Origin of the sequence: Streptomyces sp. RGM 3693 (assembly GCF_050471125.1) — a bacterium.
Lineage (GTDB): Bacteria > Actinomycetota > Actinomycetes > Streptomycetales > Streptomycetaceae > Streptomyces.
In genome coordinates, this window is sequence record NZ_JBMPPQ010000003.1 from 1,234,312 (window position 1) to 1,248,419 (window position 14,108).

General features: G+C 72.5%; 15 protein-coding genes, 1 pseudogene and 1 riboswitch. Of the genes and pseudogenes, 7 read left to right on the forward strand and 9 right to left on the reverse strand.

Going from position 1 to position 14,108, the window contains the following annotated elements:
- Positions 1-19: 19 nt before the first annotated feature.
- Positions 20-985 carry a helix-turn-helix domain-containing protein gene (locus tag ACO0M4_RS33785; RefSeq protein ID WP_430374881.1) on the reverse strand — a complete coding sequence of 322 codons (966 nt, stop codon included), beginning with the start codon at positions 983-985 and terminating at the stop codon, positions 20-22.
- A gap of 70 nt (positions 986-1,055) precedes the next feature.
- Between ACO0M4_RS33785 and ACO0M4_RS33790 the strand changes: the two genes are divergently transcribed.
- Complete coding sequence (locus tag ACO0M4_RS33790) at positions 1,056-1,400, forward strand: cupin domain-containing protein (RefSeq protein WP_430374883.1); 345 nt, start codon at positions 1,056-1,058, stop codon at positions 1,398-1,400.
- Positions 1,401-1,483: 83 nt separating this feature from the next.
- Here ACO0M4_RS33790 and ACO0M4_RS33795 read toward each other — a convergent pair whose 3' ends face one another.
- Positions 1,484-1,861 carry a MerR family transcriptional regulator gene (locus ACO0M4_RS33795; RefSeq protein WP_430374884.1) on the reverse strand — a complete coding sequence of 126 codons (378 nt, stop codon included), beginning with the start codon at positions 1,859-1,861 and terminating at the stop codon, positions 1,484-1,486.
- A gap of 87 nt (positions 1,862-1,948) precedes the next feature.
- Between ACO0M4_RS33795 and ACO0M4_RS33800 the strand changes: the two are divergent.
- The 4 genes and pseudogenes from ACO0M4_RS33800 to ACO0M4_RS33815 form a co-directional block, all read left to right on the forward strand.
- Positions 1,949-2,581 (forward strand): annotated as a pseudogene (locus ACO0M4_RS33800) (alkene reductase); the annotation flags it as partial.
- Between the two features lie 687 nt (positions 2,582-3,268).
- A complete protein-coding gene (locus tag ACO0M4_RS33805; protein ID WP_430374885.1) occupies positions 3,269-4,303 on the forward strand; it encodes an ATP-binding cassette domain-containing protein in 1,035 nt (344 codons plus the stop codon).
- Positions 4,300-5,097 carry an ABC transporter permease gene (locus tag ACO0M4_RS33810; RefSeq protein ID WP_430374886.1) on the forward strand — a complete coding sequence of 266 codons (798 nt, stop codon included), beginning with the start codon at positions 4,300-4,302 and terminating at the stop codon, positions 5,095-5,097. The genes ACO0M4_RS33805 and ACO0M4_RS33810 overlap by 4 nt, the downstream gene beginning before the upstream one ends.
- A gap of 207 nt (positions 5,098-5,304) precedes the next feature.
- Positions 5,305-6,597, forward strand: a complete 1,293-nt coding sequence (locus ACO0M4_RS33815) for a cytochrome P450 (protein WP_430374888.1) — start codon at positions 5,305-5,307, stop codon at positions 6,595-6,597.
- A gap of 174 nt (positions 6,598-6,771) precedes the next feature.
- Here ACO0M4_RS33815 and ACO0M4_RS33820 read toward each other — a convergent pair whose 3' ends face one another.
- The 3 genes from ACO0M4_RS33820 to ACO0M4_RS33830 all read right to left on the reverse strand — a co-directional run bounded on the left by ACO0M4_RS33820 (position 6,772) and on the right by ACO0M4_RS33830 (position 9,137).
- Entirely contained in the window at positions 6,772-7,284 is a 513-nt protein-coding gene (locus ACO0M4_RS33820; protein WP_430374889.1) for a GNAT family N-acetyltransferase, read from the reverse strand.
- Positions 7,281-7,643, reverse strand: a complete 363-nt coding sequence (locus ACO0M4_RS33825) for a hypothetical protein (RefSeq protein ID WP_430374890.1) — start codon at positions 7,641-7,643, stop codon at positions 7,281-7,283. Before ACO0M4_RS33825 ends, ACO0M4_RS33820 begins: the two co-directional genes overlap by 4 nt.
- Positions 7,644-7,784: 141 nt before the next feature.
- A complete protein-coding gene (locus ACO0M4_RS33830) occupies positions 7,785-9,137 on the reverse strand; it encodes a DUF5685 family protein (RefSeq protein ID WP_430374891.1) in 1,353 nt (450 codons plus the stop codon).
- A gap of 416 nt (positions 9,138-9,553) precedes the next feature.
- On the opposite strand from ACO0M4_RS33830, the gene ACO0M4_RS33835 reads away from it, so the two are divergent.
- Positions 9,554-9,982 carry a hypothetical protein gene (locus ACO0M4_RS33835; protein WP_430374892.1) on the forward strand — a complete coding sequence of 143 codons (429 nt, stop codon included), beginning with the start codon at positions 9,554-9,556 and terminating at the stop codon, positions 9,980-9,982.
- A gap of 7 nt (positions 9,983-9,989) precedes the next feature.
- Here ACO0M4_RS33835 and ACO0M4_RS33840 read toward each other — a convergent pair whose 3' ends face one another.
- Together ACO0M4_RS33840 and ACO0M4_RS33845 are read right to left on the reverse strand one after the other, a co-directional pair.
- Positions 9,990-10,859: a bifunctional 5,10-methylenetetrahydrofolate dehydrogenase/5,10-methenyltetrahydrofolate cyclohydrolase gene (locus tag ACO0M4_RS33840; RefSeq protein WP_430374893.1), complete on the reverse strand. Its 870-nt coding sequence runs from the start codon at positions 10,857-10,859 to the stop codon at positions 9,990-9,992.
- A 27-nt stretch (positions 10,860-10,886) separates the two neighbouring features.
- A riboswitch (ZMP/ZTP riboswitch) is annotated at positions 10,887-10,974 on the reverse strand.
- A gap of 68 nt (positions 10,975-11,042) precedes the next feature.
- Positions 11,043-12,101 carry a hypothetical protein gene (locus ACO0M4_RS33845; RefSeq protein ID WP_430374894.1) on the reverse strand — a complete coding sequence of 353 codons (1,059 nt, stop codon included), beginning with the start codon at positions 12,099-12,101 and terminating at the stop codon, positions 11,043-11,045.
- A 175-nt stretch (positions 12,102-12,276) separates the two neighbouring features.
- Between ACO0M4_RS33845 and ACO0M4_RS33850 the strand changes: the two genes are divergently transcribed.
- Positions 12,277-12,675 carry a hypothetical protein gene (locus ACO0M4_RS33850; RefSeq protein WP_430374895.1) on the forward strand — a complete coding sequence of 133 codons (399 nt, stop codon included), beginning with the start codon at positions 12,277-12,279 and terminating at the stop codon, positions 12,673-12,675.
- A gap of 80 nt (positions 12,676-12,755) precedes the next feature.
- Here the strand turns inward: ACO0M4_RS33850 and ACO0M4_RS33855 are convergent, their stop codons facing one another.
- Complete coding sequence (locus ACO0M4_RS33855; protein ID WP_430374896.1) at positions 12,756-13,199, reverse strand: hypothetical protein; 444 nt, start codon at positions 13,197-13,199, stop codon at positions 12,756-12,758.
- 147 nt (positions 13,200-13,346) lie between these two features.
- Positions 13,347-13,967 carry a TetR/AcrR family transcriptional regulator gene (locus ACO0M4_RS33860; RefSeq protein WP_430374897.1) on the reverse strand — a complete coding sequence of 207 codons (621 nt, stop codon included), beginning with the start codon at positions 13,965-13,967 and terminating at the stop codon, positions 13,347-13,349.
- Positions 13,968-14,108: the final 141 nt, after the last annotated feature.

Genomic DNA, 14,108 nt, shown 5'->3' on the forward strand with positions numbered 1-14,108 from the left:
AGCCGGCCAGTCAGTGCCGTCACGCCCCGGTGCGAAACGCCCGGCGATAGGCCCCCGGTGTCGTCCCCAGTGCACTCAGGAAGCGTCTCCGCAGGTTGGTGGCGGAGGAGAGGCCGACCCGGCGGGCGACGGCATCCAAGGGGAGGTCGGTGGACTCCAGTAGTTCCCGGGACGCGGCGATGCGCTGGGCGAGCAACCACTGCCCGGGACTCGCACCGAGCTGGTCGGCGAACCGGCGGGCGAGCGTACGCGCCGATACGCCCTCGTGCGCGGCCAGTTCCTCGATCGGGAGCGGTTCGTCGAGCCGTGCGGTCATCCACTCCAGGAGGGGCGCCAACGAACCGTCCATCTGGACGGGGTGCGGTGGCGCTGTGTACTGGAGCTGGCCGCCTTCCCGGTGCGGTGGCATGACCATGCTCCGGGCGACCTGGGCGGCGTAGCCGGCCCCGTGGTCGGCGCGGACCAGGTGGAGGCAGAGGTCGATACCGGCCCCGGAGCCCGCGCTGGTGGCGACGTCGCCGTGGTCCACGTACAGCACGTCCGGGTCCACCTGGACGGCGGGGAACTGCTCGGCCAGTTGGCCGGCGCCGGCCCAGTGGGTGGTCGCCCGGCGTCCGTCCAACAGTCCGGCGTGCGCCAGCGTGAAGGCGCCGGAGCAGATGCTGACCAGCCGCGTTCCGCGGTCGTGCGCCCGGCGCAGGGCGCGGATGACGGCGGGTGCGGGCGGCTCCCCGGGAGGCAGCCATCCGGGGATGACGATGGTGTCCGCGCGGTCCAGCGCGGCCAGCCCGTCCGGCACGAGCATGTCGTACCCCGCGAGGGTGGTCACCGGACCCGGCCGTTCGGTGCACACCCCGAAGGCGTACCGGACCGGGACCCCGCGCCGCTCGATGCCGAACACCTCGGCCGCACAGCCGAGTTCGAAGGTCGATTGCGGCGGGTGGACGAGTGCGACCACCCGATGGACGACAGGCACGACAGACATGGCAGGAAAGTACCGCAGGATGTCTTTTCTGACACTCGGCTGGTCAGCGCCGTTCCGCGAGGCTGTCCCCATGGCAACGAAAGAGAACACAGGCAACGAAATGACCGGCTACGTATGGGCCTCCGTGGCGGAGGCACCGGTGCGCGAGCTGTTTCCCGGGATCCGGCTGCGTCCGCTGTGGAGCGGGGAGAACGGCGCCACGGCCCAGGTCGTGGAGCTGGACCCGGACACCTGCTGGGACGGCATCGACGTGCACGAGCCGGGCCCCGAGGAGGTGTTCGTGGTCTCGGGCGTCTTCAACGACGGCGAACGGGACTACCCGGCCGGCTCGTTCATCCACGCACCCGCCGGGTCCTGGCACATCCCGCAGACGAGGACGGGGTGCACGCTGTTCGTGTTCTATCCGGAGGGGTAGCTACCCGAGGGAGAGCGACGGGAGTGGCGCCCGAGAGCCGGAGCGGTCTACGGAGCGGCGCCCTGCGGGACGGGCGGCGCCCGTCACTGTCCGACGGCCGCCGCCCGCCCCGCCGCGGTGTCGATCACATCGTCCAGGACGTCCCGGGAGCGCATCAGATCCTTGATCAGACGGTCGATGCGGTCGCGCTCCTTGGTGAGGTCGGCGACCAGCCACGGGGTGGCGATCTCGGAGGGGCCGCCGTCCGTGTCCCGCATACAGGGCAGCAGTTGTGCGATCTTGGCGCTGCACAGTCCGGCGGCGAAGAGCTCCTGAATGCGGATCACCCGATCCACCGCGGCCGCCGGGTAGTCCCGGTGGCCGCCGGGGGTACGCTCCGCGGCCAGCAACCCCTGCTTCTCGTAGTAGCGCAGCGAGCGCTCACTCACACCGGTACGCCGCGCCAGTTCACCGATCCGCATGCCTCTCCCCGTCCACGCCCTGGACTGCGTCAGCCCGGGGCCGCGGCGCGGCAGTTGGCGCCCGGACTTGAATCTGACACCGATGAGATCCGCGCCACGGTCGCCGACTTCGCCGACGCCGCCCGCAACGCCCTCGCCGCGGGCTTCGCCGGAGTCGAGGTGCACGCGGCGAACGGCTACCTCCTCCACCAGTTCCTGGCGGGGGGCACCAATCGCCGTACGGACGCCTACGGCGGCTCGGTGGCCGGCCGCATCCGCTTCGTGGTCGAGGTCGTGCGGGCCGTCGTCGAGGCGGTCGGCGCGGAGCGGACCGGGCTGCGCATCTCGCCCGGACTCACCGTGAACGGCATCGAGGAGGGCGACACCGAGGAGCTCTACCCGGCACTGCTCGACGCACTGGCGGAGGCCGGCCTGGCCTACCTGCACCTCGTCTTCGCCGACCCGGACCAGCCTCTCTTCCAGCGGATCCGGCGGAGTTGGGCCGGCACCCTGATCGCCAATCCGGTCCTGCCGAGGGACCAGATCCCCGCCGACGGCGGCCGACACGAGGGCGAACGACTGCTGGCGGCGGGCGCCGACCTGGTGGCGCTCGGGCGCCCCTTCCTCGCCAACCCCGACCTGGTCGAACGACTGCGCCTGGGCGCACCCCTCAATCCGGTGCGCGACAGGTACCTGATGTACGTGGGCGGGGAGACCGGGTACACCGACTACCCCGCACTGGGCGACGACTCCCCGGCACCGGCCGGCACCCACGGGCAGCACCGCACGCTGGACGCGCTCGCGTCCTGAGCCCCTCCTCCGGCCTCGCCCAGGACTCCGCGAGCGCCGTCCGCACCGCCACCCATCCCCGCACCCGCCCTCCCGGAAATCACCCAAGCCGCCGTCCGAGCCATCGCTCGGGCGGCGGCGTTCGTGTGCCCCCTGCTAAGCAGGGCCCCACGCATGGCACCACGCGGCACCACCACTGACGCCACCGGCGCCATCGAGATCCCTGCAGCACACAACCCAGGCGCCGCAGCACATCTGCCGCCCACCGAACGCCACCCCACGCGCACCTGGCACGCCGCTCGACGCACCGAATGACGCGCCGATTGACGCCACTTCGGCACACTTATGGCGCACCTTCGCTCGCCATGGCGCCACATGTGTGCCATCATGGCGTCATGGACCTCACGCCATACGTCGACAGCCTCCGGCATGCCCTCGCGGCCGCCGCGGACACGGGCATCGACGAAGCCCGCGCGCCGAGTTCTCGGTGACACCACCCCAGCCAGCGAGTCAGCCAGCCAACGGACAGCCAACGGGCGATTCCGTCAGCCGGCGCAGAAGAAGCATGCGCACCCGCAGCAACACGTCCCTCCGCAGCCGCATCCCCATCCGAAGAACGGACCTGCCGTTATGGCACGTATGACCGCGGCACCAGCCGCCACGAACTCCACCGCACCCACCCCCGCCCGCCCCGCGGCGATCTCGGCCGTCGGGCTGACCAAGTCCTACGGCGACAAGGTGGTGCTCGACGGGATCGACCTGACCATCCCCGAGGGCACGATCTTCGCCCTGCTGGGGCCGAACGGCGCCGGCAAGACCACCACCGTTCAGATCCTCTCCACCCTCATCCCGGCCTCCGCCGGCCAGGTGCGGGTAGCCGGCCACGACGTCTCCCGCGATCCCGACGCGGTACGCACCGCGATCGGCGTGACCGGCCAGTTCGCGGCGCTGGACAGCCTCCTCAACGCCCGGGAGAACCTCCTCCTGATGGCGGATCTGTACCATCTCGACCGCCGCGAAGGCCGCCGGCGGATCACCGAACTGCTGCACCGCTTCGACCTCACCGACGCGGCGAGCAAGCCGGTCGCCACCTTCTCGGGCGGTATGCGCCGCAAGCTCGACCTCGCCATGACCCTGGTCGGCAATCCGCGCATCATCTTCCTCGACGAGCCGACCACCGGACTCGATCCGCGCAGTCGGCGGACGATGCAGGAGATCATCCGCAGCCTGGTCGTCGACGACGGCGTCACCATCTTCCTGACCACCCAGTATCTGGAGGAGGCCGACCAACTCGCCGACCGCATCGCCCTCCTGGACCACGGCAAGCTGGTCGCCGAGGGCACCGCGGACCAACTCAAGCGTCGGATGCCCGGCGGCCACATCCGCCTCCAGTTCGCCGACCCGCACGGCCTGGAATCCGCGGCCGCCCTCTTCGGCGCCGCCACCGCCGACCGTGACGCGCTCACCCTGCAGATCCCCGGCGACGGCCGGATCCACGCCGTGCGCGCCGTCCTCGACACCCTGGACACCGCGTCGGTCGAGGCCGAGTCCCTCACCGTGCACACCCCCGACCTCGACGACGTCTTCCTCACTCTCACCGGCCGGCCGCAGCAAGGGCAGCGGTCCCCGGAGTCCCTCCACTCGCCCACCGCCCGGACGGAGCAGGACCGATGAGCACCCCCTCGTACGCGCTGCGCGACTCGATGACGATGCTGCGGCGCAACCTCAAGCACGCACAGCGCTATCCGTCCATGACGATCTCGGTCGTCGCCATGCCGATCCTGATGCTGTTGCTGTTCGTCTACGTCTTCGGCGGCGCGCTCGGCAGCGGCATCAATTCCCCGGGCGCGGCCAACGTCCATGGTGGGTACGTCAATTACGTCGCACCGGGAATCATCCTGATGGCGGCGACATCGGGAGCGATCGCCACCGCGGTGTCCGTGTGCACCGATATGACCGAAGGGATCATCAACCGCTTCCGCACCATGGCGATCTCCCGCGGTTCGGTGCTCACGGGGCACGTGGTCGGCAGTGTCATCCAGACCATGCTCAGCCTCGTCCTGGTCATCGGGGTCGCACTGGCGGTGGGCTTCCGGCCGCACGCCACTGCGCTCGACTGGATCGCCGCGATCGGCCTGCTGGCCCTGCTCGCCTTCAGCCTCACCTGGGTGGCGGCCGCGATGGGCCTGGTGGCCAAGACCGTCGAATCGGCGAGCAACGCTCCGATGCCGCTGACGTTCCTGCCCTTCCTGGGCAGCGCCTTCGTCCCGCCGGAGTCCATGCCGGCCGGAATCCGCTGGTTCGCCGAGTACCAGCCCTTCACGCCGATCAACGAGACCCTGCGGGGCCTGCTGATGGGCACACCGATCGGCAACAGCGCGATGATCGCCGTCGCCTGGTGCATCGGCCTCGCCCTGGCCGGCTACCTGTGGGCGCGCGCCGCCTTCCGCCGCAACGTCCAGCGCTGACCCGGGCGGCTCCGCCCGCTCGCTCCACCGCACAACCAGCAGCCCACGACCGCCACTTCCGACCGGCACCCGAGCCGGTACGCCACGGCCGACAGGTCAGCGCCCCGCCTCCCGGCCCTTCGCCCCGGAATCGCGCGGCCCCTCACGCCACACCGTGACCACTCTGCGCAAGCGCCCAACTACCCGACTCGATGGAGGACTTGCACCATGTCGCACGAATCCTCGGCACCCACGCCCCCTGCCCAGCCCTCGGCTCCGCAGCCCTCAGCCCCCTCGACCCCCTCGGCCGCGGCGACCGGACGGCAGCAGCCGGAGCCGCTCACCGGACTGCCGGTCACCCGCCCCGAGGGATGCCCCTTCAGTCCGCCCGCCGAACTGGCCGGACTCCGGGCGGAGCAGCCACTGCGCCGGATGCGGTACCCCGACGGCCACCTCGGCTGGCTGGCCACCGGGCACGCCGTAGTCCGCGCGGTGGCCGCCGACCCCCGCTTCAGTTCGCGCTACGAGCTGATGCACATACCGTTCCCGGGCATGGCGGACGTGACGATCCCGCCGGCGCCGGTCGGCGACCTCACCGGCATCGACCCGCCCCACCACACCCGCTACCGCCGGCTGCTCATGGGGAAGTTCACGGTCCGCCGGATGCGCGAGCTGACCTCGCGCGTCGAGCAGATCACCGCCGAGCACCTGGACGCCATGGAGCGCCAGGGCCCGCCGGTAGACCTGGTCACGGCGTACGCACACCCCATCCCCGCGCTGATGATCTGCGAACTGCTCGGGGTGCCCTACGCCGATCGCGAGCGCTTCCAGCACCACGTCGCGACGATGGCCAGCACGGACGGGACGGTGGAGGACCAGTACGCCGCCATGACCGCGCTCCAGGAGTTCGTCGGGGAACTGGTGCTCGCCAAGCGCACCCGCCCCACCGACGATCTGCTCAGCGACCTGACCAGCACCGATCTCACCGATGAGGAACTGGCGGGCATCGGCAGCTTCCTCCTGAGCGCGGGGCTGGACACCACCTCGAACATGCTCGGGCTCGGCACCTTCGCCCTGCTGACCAACCCGCGGCAGGCCGACGCCCTGCGCGCGGATCAGGGCCTCGCCGCCCAGGCGGTGGAGGAGCTGATGCGCTACCTCACCATCGCCCACACAGGGGTACGGACGGCACTGGAGGACGTGGAGCTGGACGGACAGTTGATCAAGGCCGGCGAGTCGGTCACCGTCTCGCTCCAGGCCGCCAACCGCGACCCGGAGCGCTTCCCGGACCCCGACAGCCTGGACCTTCAGCGCAAGGCCACCGGTCATCTGGCCTTCGGCCACGGCATCCACCAGTGCCTGGGCCAGCAACTGGCCCGCATCGAAATGCAGGTGGCCTTCCCAGCGCTCCTGACCCGCTTCCCGACGCTGCGCCTGGCCGTACCTCCGGAGGAGGTGCCGCTGCGCACCGATCTGACCATGCACGGGGTGCAGCGGCTCCCCGTCACCTGGGACGCGTAGCGGGGCTCCGGCCCCGCCCGGTCTCCGGATGTGCCCGCCCGCCCGCAGCCAGCGGGCGGGCACATTGGTCCTCAGCCGGGACCGACCGGAAGCCGGGCGACGCCGTCCGGAATCCCGGCGGAAAGCGCGCGGAAGCCCGCGGGCCCGTCCCCCCGTAGCCCCGCCGGACGCTCGTCAGACGCCGAACGCCGCCGCGTACCGGATCACTCCGCTCGGCACGGGTCGGGACGCGTCCAGGGTGAGGGCCATCAGTGCCTCGTCGGGGACGTCGAACGGAGCCCGGATACCGAAGCGGGAAGCCGGGACGAAGCCGAACCGCGGGTAGTAGTCGGGGTGGCCGAGGACCACCACCAGGCTTTCCCCGTGCGCCCGGGCGGCGTCGAGCGCGGCCCGGACGGCGGCCGTCCCGGCGCCCTGGCGCTGGTACGCCGGCATCACCGCACAGGGGGCCAGGGCCAGTGCGGGCCGACCGTCGAGGTGGCAGCGGGTGAGCAGGGCGTGCCCGGCGAGGGTGCCGTCCGGTGCCTGGGAGACCAGGGAGAGGCCGTCGATCCAGGCATCGGGGTCCGCGCGCAGGGCGTCGACCAGGTCGGCCTCGTCGGCAGTAGGGAACGCGGCGAGGTTGATCGCGCGGATCGCGGCGGTGTCGTCGGACGTCTCGGAGCGGGTGCTCCAGATGGTGGTCATGGTGGTTCCGTTCTCGGGTGCGGAGCGGGGTGCAGCTCCGTGGGTGGGCGTCGCGTCGGGTACGGGCGCAGCACGTAGCCGGCGCAGAAGTCTTCCGTACCGTGTTCGCGGCGGAGGGTCGGCGCTTCGTCGAGTGCGGCGAGGGCCCGGTCCATGCCTGGCTGCGTCCGGTCGGCGGTGGCCGGCCGCTCGGCGAGCGGGGTGTCGTGCTCGCCCCACCCGTCACGATCGAGGAGCGGCCAGTGGGCCTCGATGTACGCCTGAGCAGGGCCGCCCGACGCGAACGCGGTCGGGCGGCCGCCGGCTGGCGGAACGCTCAGGTCAGACCCGGGGGCCGGGGACGAGGATGGTCCGGGCACCGCTCGTGGCGGTGGTCTCCGTGACAGTCATCAACTCATCTCCCCTTCGGTCCTCGGCGTACGCCCCTGGGGCGGCATGGCGGGCCGAAGCTAACACGCGCGCCGCGGGCCCCACCACCGTTTTTCCGTCCGGGACACCCCTCAGCAGTCGCAGCAGCAGCCATCACAACAATCGCAGCCGTCACAGCAACTGCCGCAACTGTTGCCCACGTCGCAGCAGTCACAGCAATCGCAGCTGTGGCAGCACCCCTCCCGCTTCTTGCCCGACCACGGCCCCTCGAACTCCGATGCGCAGCAGACCTTGCAGGTGCAGCACAGCCCGATGGCGAGCGCGCAGCCCGCCCAGAAACCGCGCGGCTTCCTCGGCTCCTGCGAGAAGTGCGGCGGCTGACCGTCGCCACCGCCCGATCCGCCACCGTAACCACCGCCGCCGGATCCACCGGGCGGGACCGGTCCGCCGCCGAACGGGGCCTGCGGGGCGTTCAGGTACTGCTGGCCGCCGGCGTACGGGCCACCGGCCGGCGGCTGGCCGTACGGGGGCGCCCCGTTGGGCCCGCCCCCGTACGGGTTCCCGTAGGGGTTCCCGCCCTGGGGGTCGTAGGGACCGGGTGCCGCCCCGGGGCCCTGGTGGGAGCAGGAGGACGTCCCGAACGCGCGGTCCACCGAGCGCCGCAACTCGTGCACCAGCAGCACGTGGACCAGGGCGGAGTCGGTGAACTCCACGTCGCGCAGCGCGAGCCGGATGCCGTGCAGTGCGTCGTCACACAGCCGGCGGGCCTCGGCCAGGCCGGCGCCGGTGGCGGTGATCGGGTTCCAGGCGCCCTCGGCGGCGTCCGCCGTCCGGTCCTCCACGGCGTCGAGGAGGTGGGCGAGCCGGCCGAAGAGCCGGCCGGCCTCGGCCAGCGGCGCGGCGTTGCCGGGCCGGCCGGCCAGTACCGCGGTGTGCGCGAAGGCGGCGGCGGTCGCCGTCTCGGTCGGTTCGGTGATCACCGTCAACGGCGTACCGGGACCGGCCAGTTGCTCGATGCCGACCTGCCGGTCGACCGCATCGACGAGGACGGCGGTGTCGAAGCCGAGCCTGGCGCCGGTACGCGCACCGGCTCGGTCCCAGCCCGCGGCGACCCGGCGTGCCGCGACGGCCATCGGGCGGCGGCGCAGCATCCCGTTCCCGTCGGCGACGTGGTCGCGGATCTTCGCCGAGGCGAGGACCAGGGAGACCGAAGCGGCCAGTCGTGCCCCCTCGCCCCGGGCGACCGAGGCGGTCCGCATCCCGCGCAGCGGGCAGGGGCCGGCGGTGCGGCGCCGGAGCTCGGCCCGGCCGGACTGGGCGTCCGTCAGCACGGAAACGATCAGTCCGTCGTAGTTGGTGACGATGCGGGCGAACTGCCCGTGGTCGGCGCGCAACGCGAGGCAGAGGCCGCACAAGTGGGCCATCCACTCCGTCTTGAGCCCTTGGGACAGGCGATGGGAACAGGGCCTGACGATTCCGAACATGTAAGAGCAAACCCCCGTGTGACATGAACATGAGCCGACGGCAGCGGCGGCAGGGAATGCTACCCATCGGCCCCGTGACCTGCGCACACACCCCTCTGGCCAAACGTCACCCAGCGCTTCGCGACGCCCCGACCAGGGCCGACGCCACCACCCGCCCCGTCGCCCGGCCCACACCATCCGTACCGACCCGGGGCACCGCCCCGACCCAAGTCACCCGCCCCTTCAAGTCCGCGGGCCTGGGCGCCGGTTGGCCAACGGCCGGGACGGAACCACCCGCCGCCCCGCCCTCTTCACCCTTTCTGCTGATACCGCGGCCTCGCCCCGGCTGAGAGCATGACCGCGCCGCGCCGCGGTCGACCGGGCCGCGAGGGGGACCGGCACCCAACCCGCAGTCTTTTCCTGGATTTTGGAGAGTCATGAAGGCGATGAGGTATCTGGCCGCGGTGTGTGTCGCCGGTGCGGTACTGGGCGCGGGAACGGTCTGCGCCGCGGCGCCGGCCGCCCACGAGGAGCACCCGGCCCCGACGGCCCACCGCGTCGCGCTCACCAACCGGGACGACGGCCGGGCGCTCACCGTGCACCGCGGGGACGTGGTCGAGGTCCGGCTCACCGGTACGCGCGACCGCGGTACCGCCTTCGCCTGGAGCGTTCCGGCCTCCGGCGACCCCGCGGTGCTCAGCCGGTCGGCCGCCGGTACGACGCCGACCGGGAGCGCCACGGGGCGCTTCACCGCGGCCGGGCGGGGCACCGCCGCGCTCACCGCGCGGCGGACCTGTCACGCCGCGCCCGGCTCACTCTGCCCGCACGTGGTCGTGGTCTGGAAGGTCACGGTCACGGTGGCGTGACCAGGCGTCAGCCCGCCGCCCCCAGCTGCCGGGTCGCCGCCTCGACGGTCTGGGTGAGGAGGGTGGCGATGGTCATCGGGCCGACCCCGCCGGGCACGGGGGTGATCAGGCTCGCGACCGCGGCCGCCGACGCGAAGTCCACGTCACCGACGTTGCCGGGGTTGTAGCCGGCGTCGATGACGACGGCGCCGGGCTTGAGCCGGTCGCCGTGCAGGAACCGGGCACGGCCCACCGCGGCGATCAGCACATCCGCCTCCCGGGTGTGGGCAGTGAGGTCGGCGGTGCGGGAGTGGCAGTAGGTGACCGTGGCGTTGCGGCCCAGCAGCAGCATTCCCACGGGCTTGCCGAGGATCGCACTGCGCCCGACGACCACGGCATGCTTTCCGGCCAGGTCGACGTCGTAGTGGTCCAGGAGGCTCATGATGCCGCCGGGGGTGCAGGAGGCGAAGCCCGTCATGCCCAGGCTCATCGCGGCGAAGGAGTGCGCGGTGACCCCGTCGACGTCCTTCTCGGGCGCGATGGCCTCGAAGGCGGCCCGCTCGTCGATGTGCGGGCCGACCGGGTGCTGGAGCAGGATGCCGTGCACACCCGGGTCGGCCGACAGCTCACCGATCGTGTCGACGAGTTGTGCGGTGGTGGTGTTGGCCGGGAGCGCGAGGTGCCGCGACTGGATGCCGGCCTTGGCGCAGCGGTTGCGCTTCATCCGGACGTAGGTCACCGAGGCGGGGTCCTCGCCCACGAGGACGGTGGCCAGGCAGGGGGCCTGTCCGGTGCGCGCGGTGAGCGCCGCGGCGCGTTCGGCGGCCTCTTGGACCATGTGGCGGGCGAGCGCGCTGCCGTCCATCAGGCGGGCGGTGGGGGACGTGGTCTGTGACATGGCGCCTCCTGAGCGTCGTACGTCGTACGGGATCGCCCAGGCGCACGGCATTGACCAAACAGGTCGAGCCGCTCCCCGGTGGTACCCCACCCAAGCGCCAGTCACGGCTCGCGCACCACTTTAGGCGATGGCCGCGCGGGGACGGGAACGGGCGTTCGTGCGCGGCGGTGCGGGCCCCGGAGGTCAGGGGGATTGGTAGCCGGGGCTGGTGTACGGCGACGTGGCGGCCTCCCACTGGCTGAGGATGCCGTCCCAGTCGTGCTGGGCGACGGTGACGGCACTGGGGTCCCAGGCAGGCGCCTGGGCCACCGGTGGTGGTGGGGACGCCCAGGGGTTGTGGGTCTCCTGTGGCGCCCAGGAGGCGTAGGGGTCCTGGGCCGCCGTCCAGGGGGTGGGGTGGCCGGGTGCCCCCCAGGAGGTGTGCGGCTCGTACGGGGGCGGGGGTGGTGGCGCCTCGGTGCGGGAGAGGTGGCCGGTGTCCGAGGGGGGCGCGGGTTGGACGTCGTTCATCCGGCGGTGGCGGCCGATCCGGTCCGGGGCGGGGGGCCGGGCGGTGTGGGACTCGACGGCGAGTTGGTGCGCGCGGGCGGCCAGGATCGTCACGTCCAGGCCCAGTTCGGCGGCGAGTGCGCTGAGGTCGGCGCCGCTGTGGTGACTGTGCACCAGGACCGCGTCCAGCGCTGGTGACCAGGCCGGCTCGGTGACGGGCGCGGGCGCGGGCGCAGGGGTGGGGGTGGGGGCGGGCGGAGCCGGGCGGGGTGGAACACGGGGGACGGTGTCGGGCGGGGCGGCCGGGGCGGCCGGAACGGAGGTCGCGCTGCCCGCGGTGGTGGCCCGGGGCCAACCGTTGCCGATCGCGGCCGCGGCCGCGGCGGCTGCCGCGGCAGCGACGGCCGGCGGGGTGGGGCGGGCCGATGCGGGCTTCTCCGGCTTCTGCGGTGCGTCGGGCCGGCGCGCGGCGCGGCGCTCCCGGGCCGACTCGTCGAGCAGGCTCTTGGCCACCGCCCGGGCGTCGTCCTTGCCGACGGTACGGCGGGCCAGGCGCACCTCGCGGGCGTCGAGGCCGAGCAGATCGGCGACCACTTCGTCGCTGCCCACAGTCACCGCGAAGGCGGCCAGGGTCCGCGAGCGGCGGGCCTCGGCCTCGTCGAGGAGTCCTTGCGTCCGGCGGACCTCGTCATCGCTGATGCAAAACGCCTGTGCGAGTACCGCGTGGCGCTCCCACAACTCCCTCGGTTCCATGTCAGCGACAACGGTTTTTGGCCGGTGTTGGTCCGGTTCTCAACGAGAGATCACTGTAAGAGGTGATATTCCCTGCATCGTGCGCAGTACTTTGGGATGTTATGAGAGGGACCGCGAGGGGCCGACCGGGGGCGTGCGCAGTGACCGATCGACAAGACGCATCGTTTCTACGGCCATGAGTGCTCCGTCATCCGTCACCGTTGCCGGCCATGGCCGGACCGCTTTCGTCCCCCGCCCGCCGGTGGACCAGCCCGCCCGCCCCGGCGCGGAGGCCGTCCCCGCGCCGCCGCGGATCAACGCCGAAGTCATCCGACAGACGCCCGTGTACGCGGGGCTGGTGAAGATCTGGACGGAACGGGCCGCGACGGTGCCCGGGGTCGCCGATCCGGAGTGGCAGCGGCTGGTGTCCTACCGCGCACTGATGGAGGAGACCGAACTCGCGCTCACCGCACTGCGGCCGCACCGGGCCCCTGACGTGCTGCCGGCGCGCCGGACGATTCCGGCTCCGGCCGCTCCGTACGCGACGGAACTGGCGCCGGTGCACGGCGGGTTGAGACCGATGGCCCACCCGTAAGGCCCCGGGGCGTCGGCCCGCATGCCGGTGGGCCCGGGTACCGGACCCGGGCCCACCGAGGTGGCGACGCTACGGAGCGCCTAGAGGATGCCGAGGAAGTCGAGGCCGAGCAGGCCGGTCCGGCCCAGGCCGTCGGCACGGCGCTCCTCCTCGTTGCCACCGCGCGAGTCGTCCTTGCGACGGTCGTCGTCCTTGCGACGGTCGTCGTCGTCGCGGCGGCCGTACCCCTCGTCGCCCCGGCCGGAGTCATCGTCGTCGTAGCGGCGGTTGTCGCTGCCGCGCCCGTAGTCGTCGTCGTAGCGGCCGTGCCCGTGCCGGCCCTCGTGAGTGACGCGGTGGACCTGTCGGCCCCCGTGGCTGCCACCGTGGGCGTGGCGACCCTTGTGGTGGCACTGGCTGTGTCCGGAGCACAGCGCGGCCGGGGCGTTGCCGGGGGCCGCGATCGCGGCGCCCGCCGTGGGGACCACCAGGGCGGCCGCGGCGAGGCCGGCCACCGCGAGCCCGCGGGGAATCGAACGAAGCATTGTTCCACCTTTACTCAGCTGGGCAGAAAAGGAACATTCTCCTGCAAGCGCGACAATAAGTCGGCCATCCGGCCCCGTGCGGCGACCCGCCGGAGGGTCACCGGAACGCAGCACGGTCCGGACCGCACCGCGCCGGCCCGGACGGCGTCACTCCGTCTTCGGCAGGCTCTCCAGCAAGGTGCCCAGGGCCTCCCCCACCAGTTGACAGACGGTGTCCGGATCGGCGCTGACCAACGGCTCCTTGCCGACCACCACCCGCATCAAGCCAATCCCCAGCAGCCAGGACAGCGCCAGATCGCCGCGCAGCGCACCGTCGTCGGCCCGGGAGAGGGTGGCCAGCACCTCGGCGTACTCGTCGCCAAGTCCCCGTAGCGCCTCGGCGATTTCGTCGCTGCCGCCGATGGAGCGGAGGCAGACCTCCAGCGACCGGTCGGCGCCGGGGCCGCGGCCCTCGGCGAGCATGCCGCGCAGGGCGACCTCGAACAGCCGCTCCGCGGGGGTGGTGCGCAGTTGCTCGTGGCCGCCGCGCGCCATCACCTCCCCGAACAGGGCCTTCTTCGAGCCGAAGTAGCGGAACAGCAGGGCCTGGTTGACACCGGCCCGAGCCGCGATGTCGCGTACCGTCGCGCGCTCGTAGCCGCGTTCGGCGAAGAGTTCCGAGGCTGCGTCGAGCAGCAGCCGCCGGGTGCCCTGTGCGTCCCGGCGGTGTTCGCCGGTGGTGCCGCTCCGCGAGGTCTCCCCCACTGCGCGCCCCATTGCCTCCGCCATCGCCACTCCTTTTCCGTCGGTCCGTCCGATAGTCGTCGTGCGCCGCCGCGGCCGGTCACGACGACGGCCGCAATACATCGTTGACCGCCTCGAGCGCGCGTCCTACGGTTATGTAAGCAGGTGCTTACACAAGGGAGGTCA

Coding starts and splice junctions, on each gene's coding strand:
- ACO0M4_RS33850 (WP_430374895.1), top strand. CDS start 12,277: ATGAGTGCTCCGTCATCCGTCACCGTTGCCGGCCATGGCCGGACCGCT.
- ACO0M4_RS33840 (WP_430374893.1), bottom strand. CDS start 10,859: ATGTCACAGACCACGTCCCCCACCGCCCGCCTGATGGACGGCAGCGCG.
- ACO0M4_RS33785 (WP_430374881.1), bottom strand. CDS start 985: ATGTCTGTCGTGCCTGTCGTCCATCGGGTGGTCGCACTCGTCCACCCG.
- ACO0M4_RS33795 (WP_430374884.1), bottom strand. CDS start 1,861: ATGCGGATCGGTGAACTGGCGCGGCGTACCGGTGTGAGTGAGCGCTCG.
- ACO0M4_RS33855 (WP_430374896.1), bottom strand. CDS start 13,199: ATGCTTCGTTCGATTCCCCGCGGGCTCGCGGTGGCCGGCCTCGCCGCG.
- ACO0M4_RS33790 (WP_430374883.1), top strand. CDS start 1,056: ATGGCAACGAAAGAGAACACAGGCAACGAAATGACCGGCTACGTATGG.
- ACO0M4_RS33860 (WP_430374897.1), bottom strand. CDS start 13,967: ATGGCGGAGGCAATGGGGCGCGCAGTGGGGGAGACCTCGCGGAGCGGC.
- ACO0M4_RS33820 (WP_430374889.1), bottom strand. CDS start 7,284: ATGACCACCATCTGGAGCACCCGCTCCGAGACGTCCGACGACACCGCC.
- ACO0M4_RS33815 (WP_430374888.1), top strand. CDS start 5,305: ATGTCGCACGAATCCTCGGCACCCACGCCCCCTGCCCAGCCCTCGGCT.
- ACO0M4_RS33805 (WP_430374885.1), top strand. CDS start 3,269: ATGACCGCGGCACCAGCCGCCACGAACTCCACCGCACCCACCCCCGCC.
- ACO0M4_RS33830 (WP_430374891.1), bottom strand. CDS start 9,137: ATGTTCGGAATCGTCAGGCCCTGTTCCCATCGCCTGTCCCAAGGGCTC.
- ACO0M4_RS33835 (WP_430374892.1), top strand. CDS start 9,554: ATGAAGGCGATGAGGTATCTGGCCGCGGTGTGTGTCGCCGGTGCGGTA.
- ACO0M4_RS33810 (WP_430374886.1), top strand. CDS start 4,300: ATGAGCACCCCCTCGTACGCGCTGCGCGACTCGATGACGATGCTGCGG.
- ACO0M4_RS33845 (WP_430374894.1), bottom strand. CDS start 12,101: ATGGAACCGAGGGAGTTGTGGGAGCGCCACGCGGTACTCGCACAGGCG.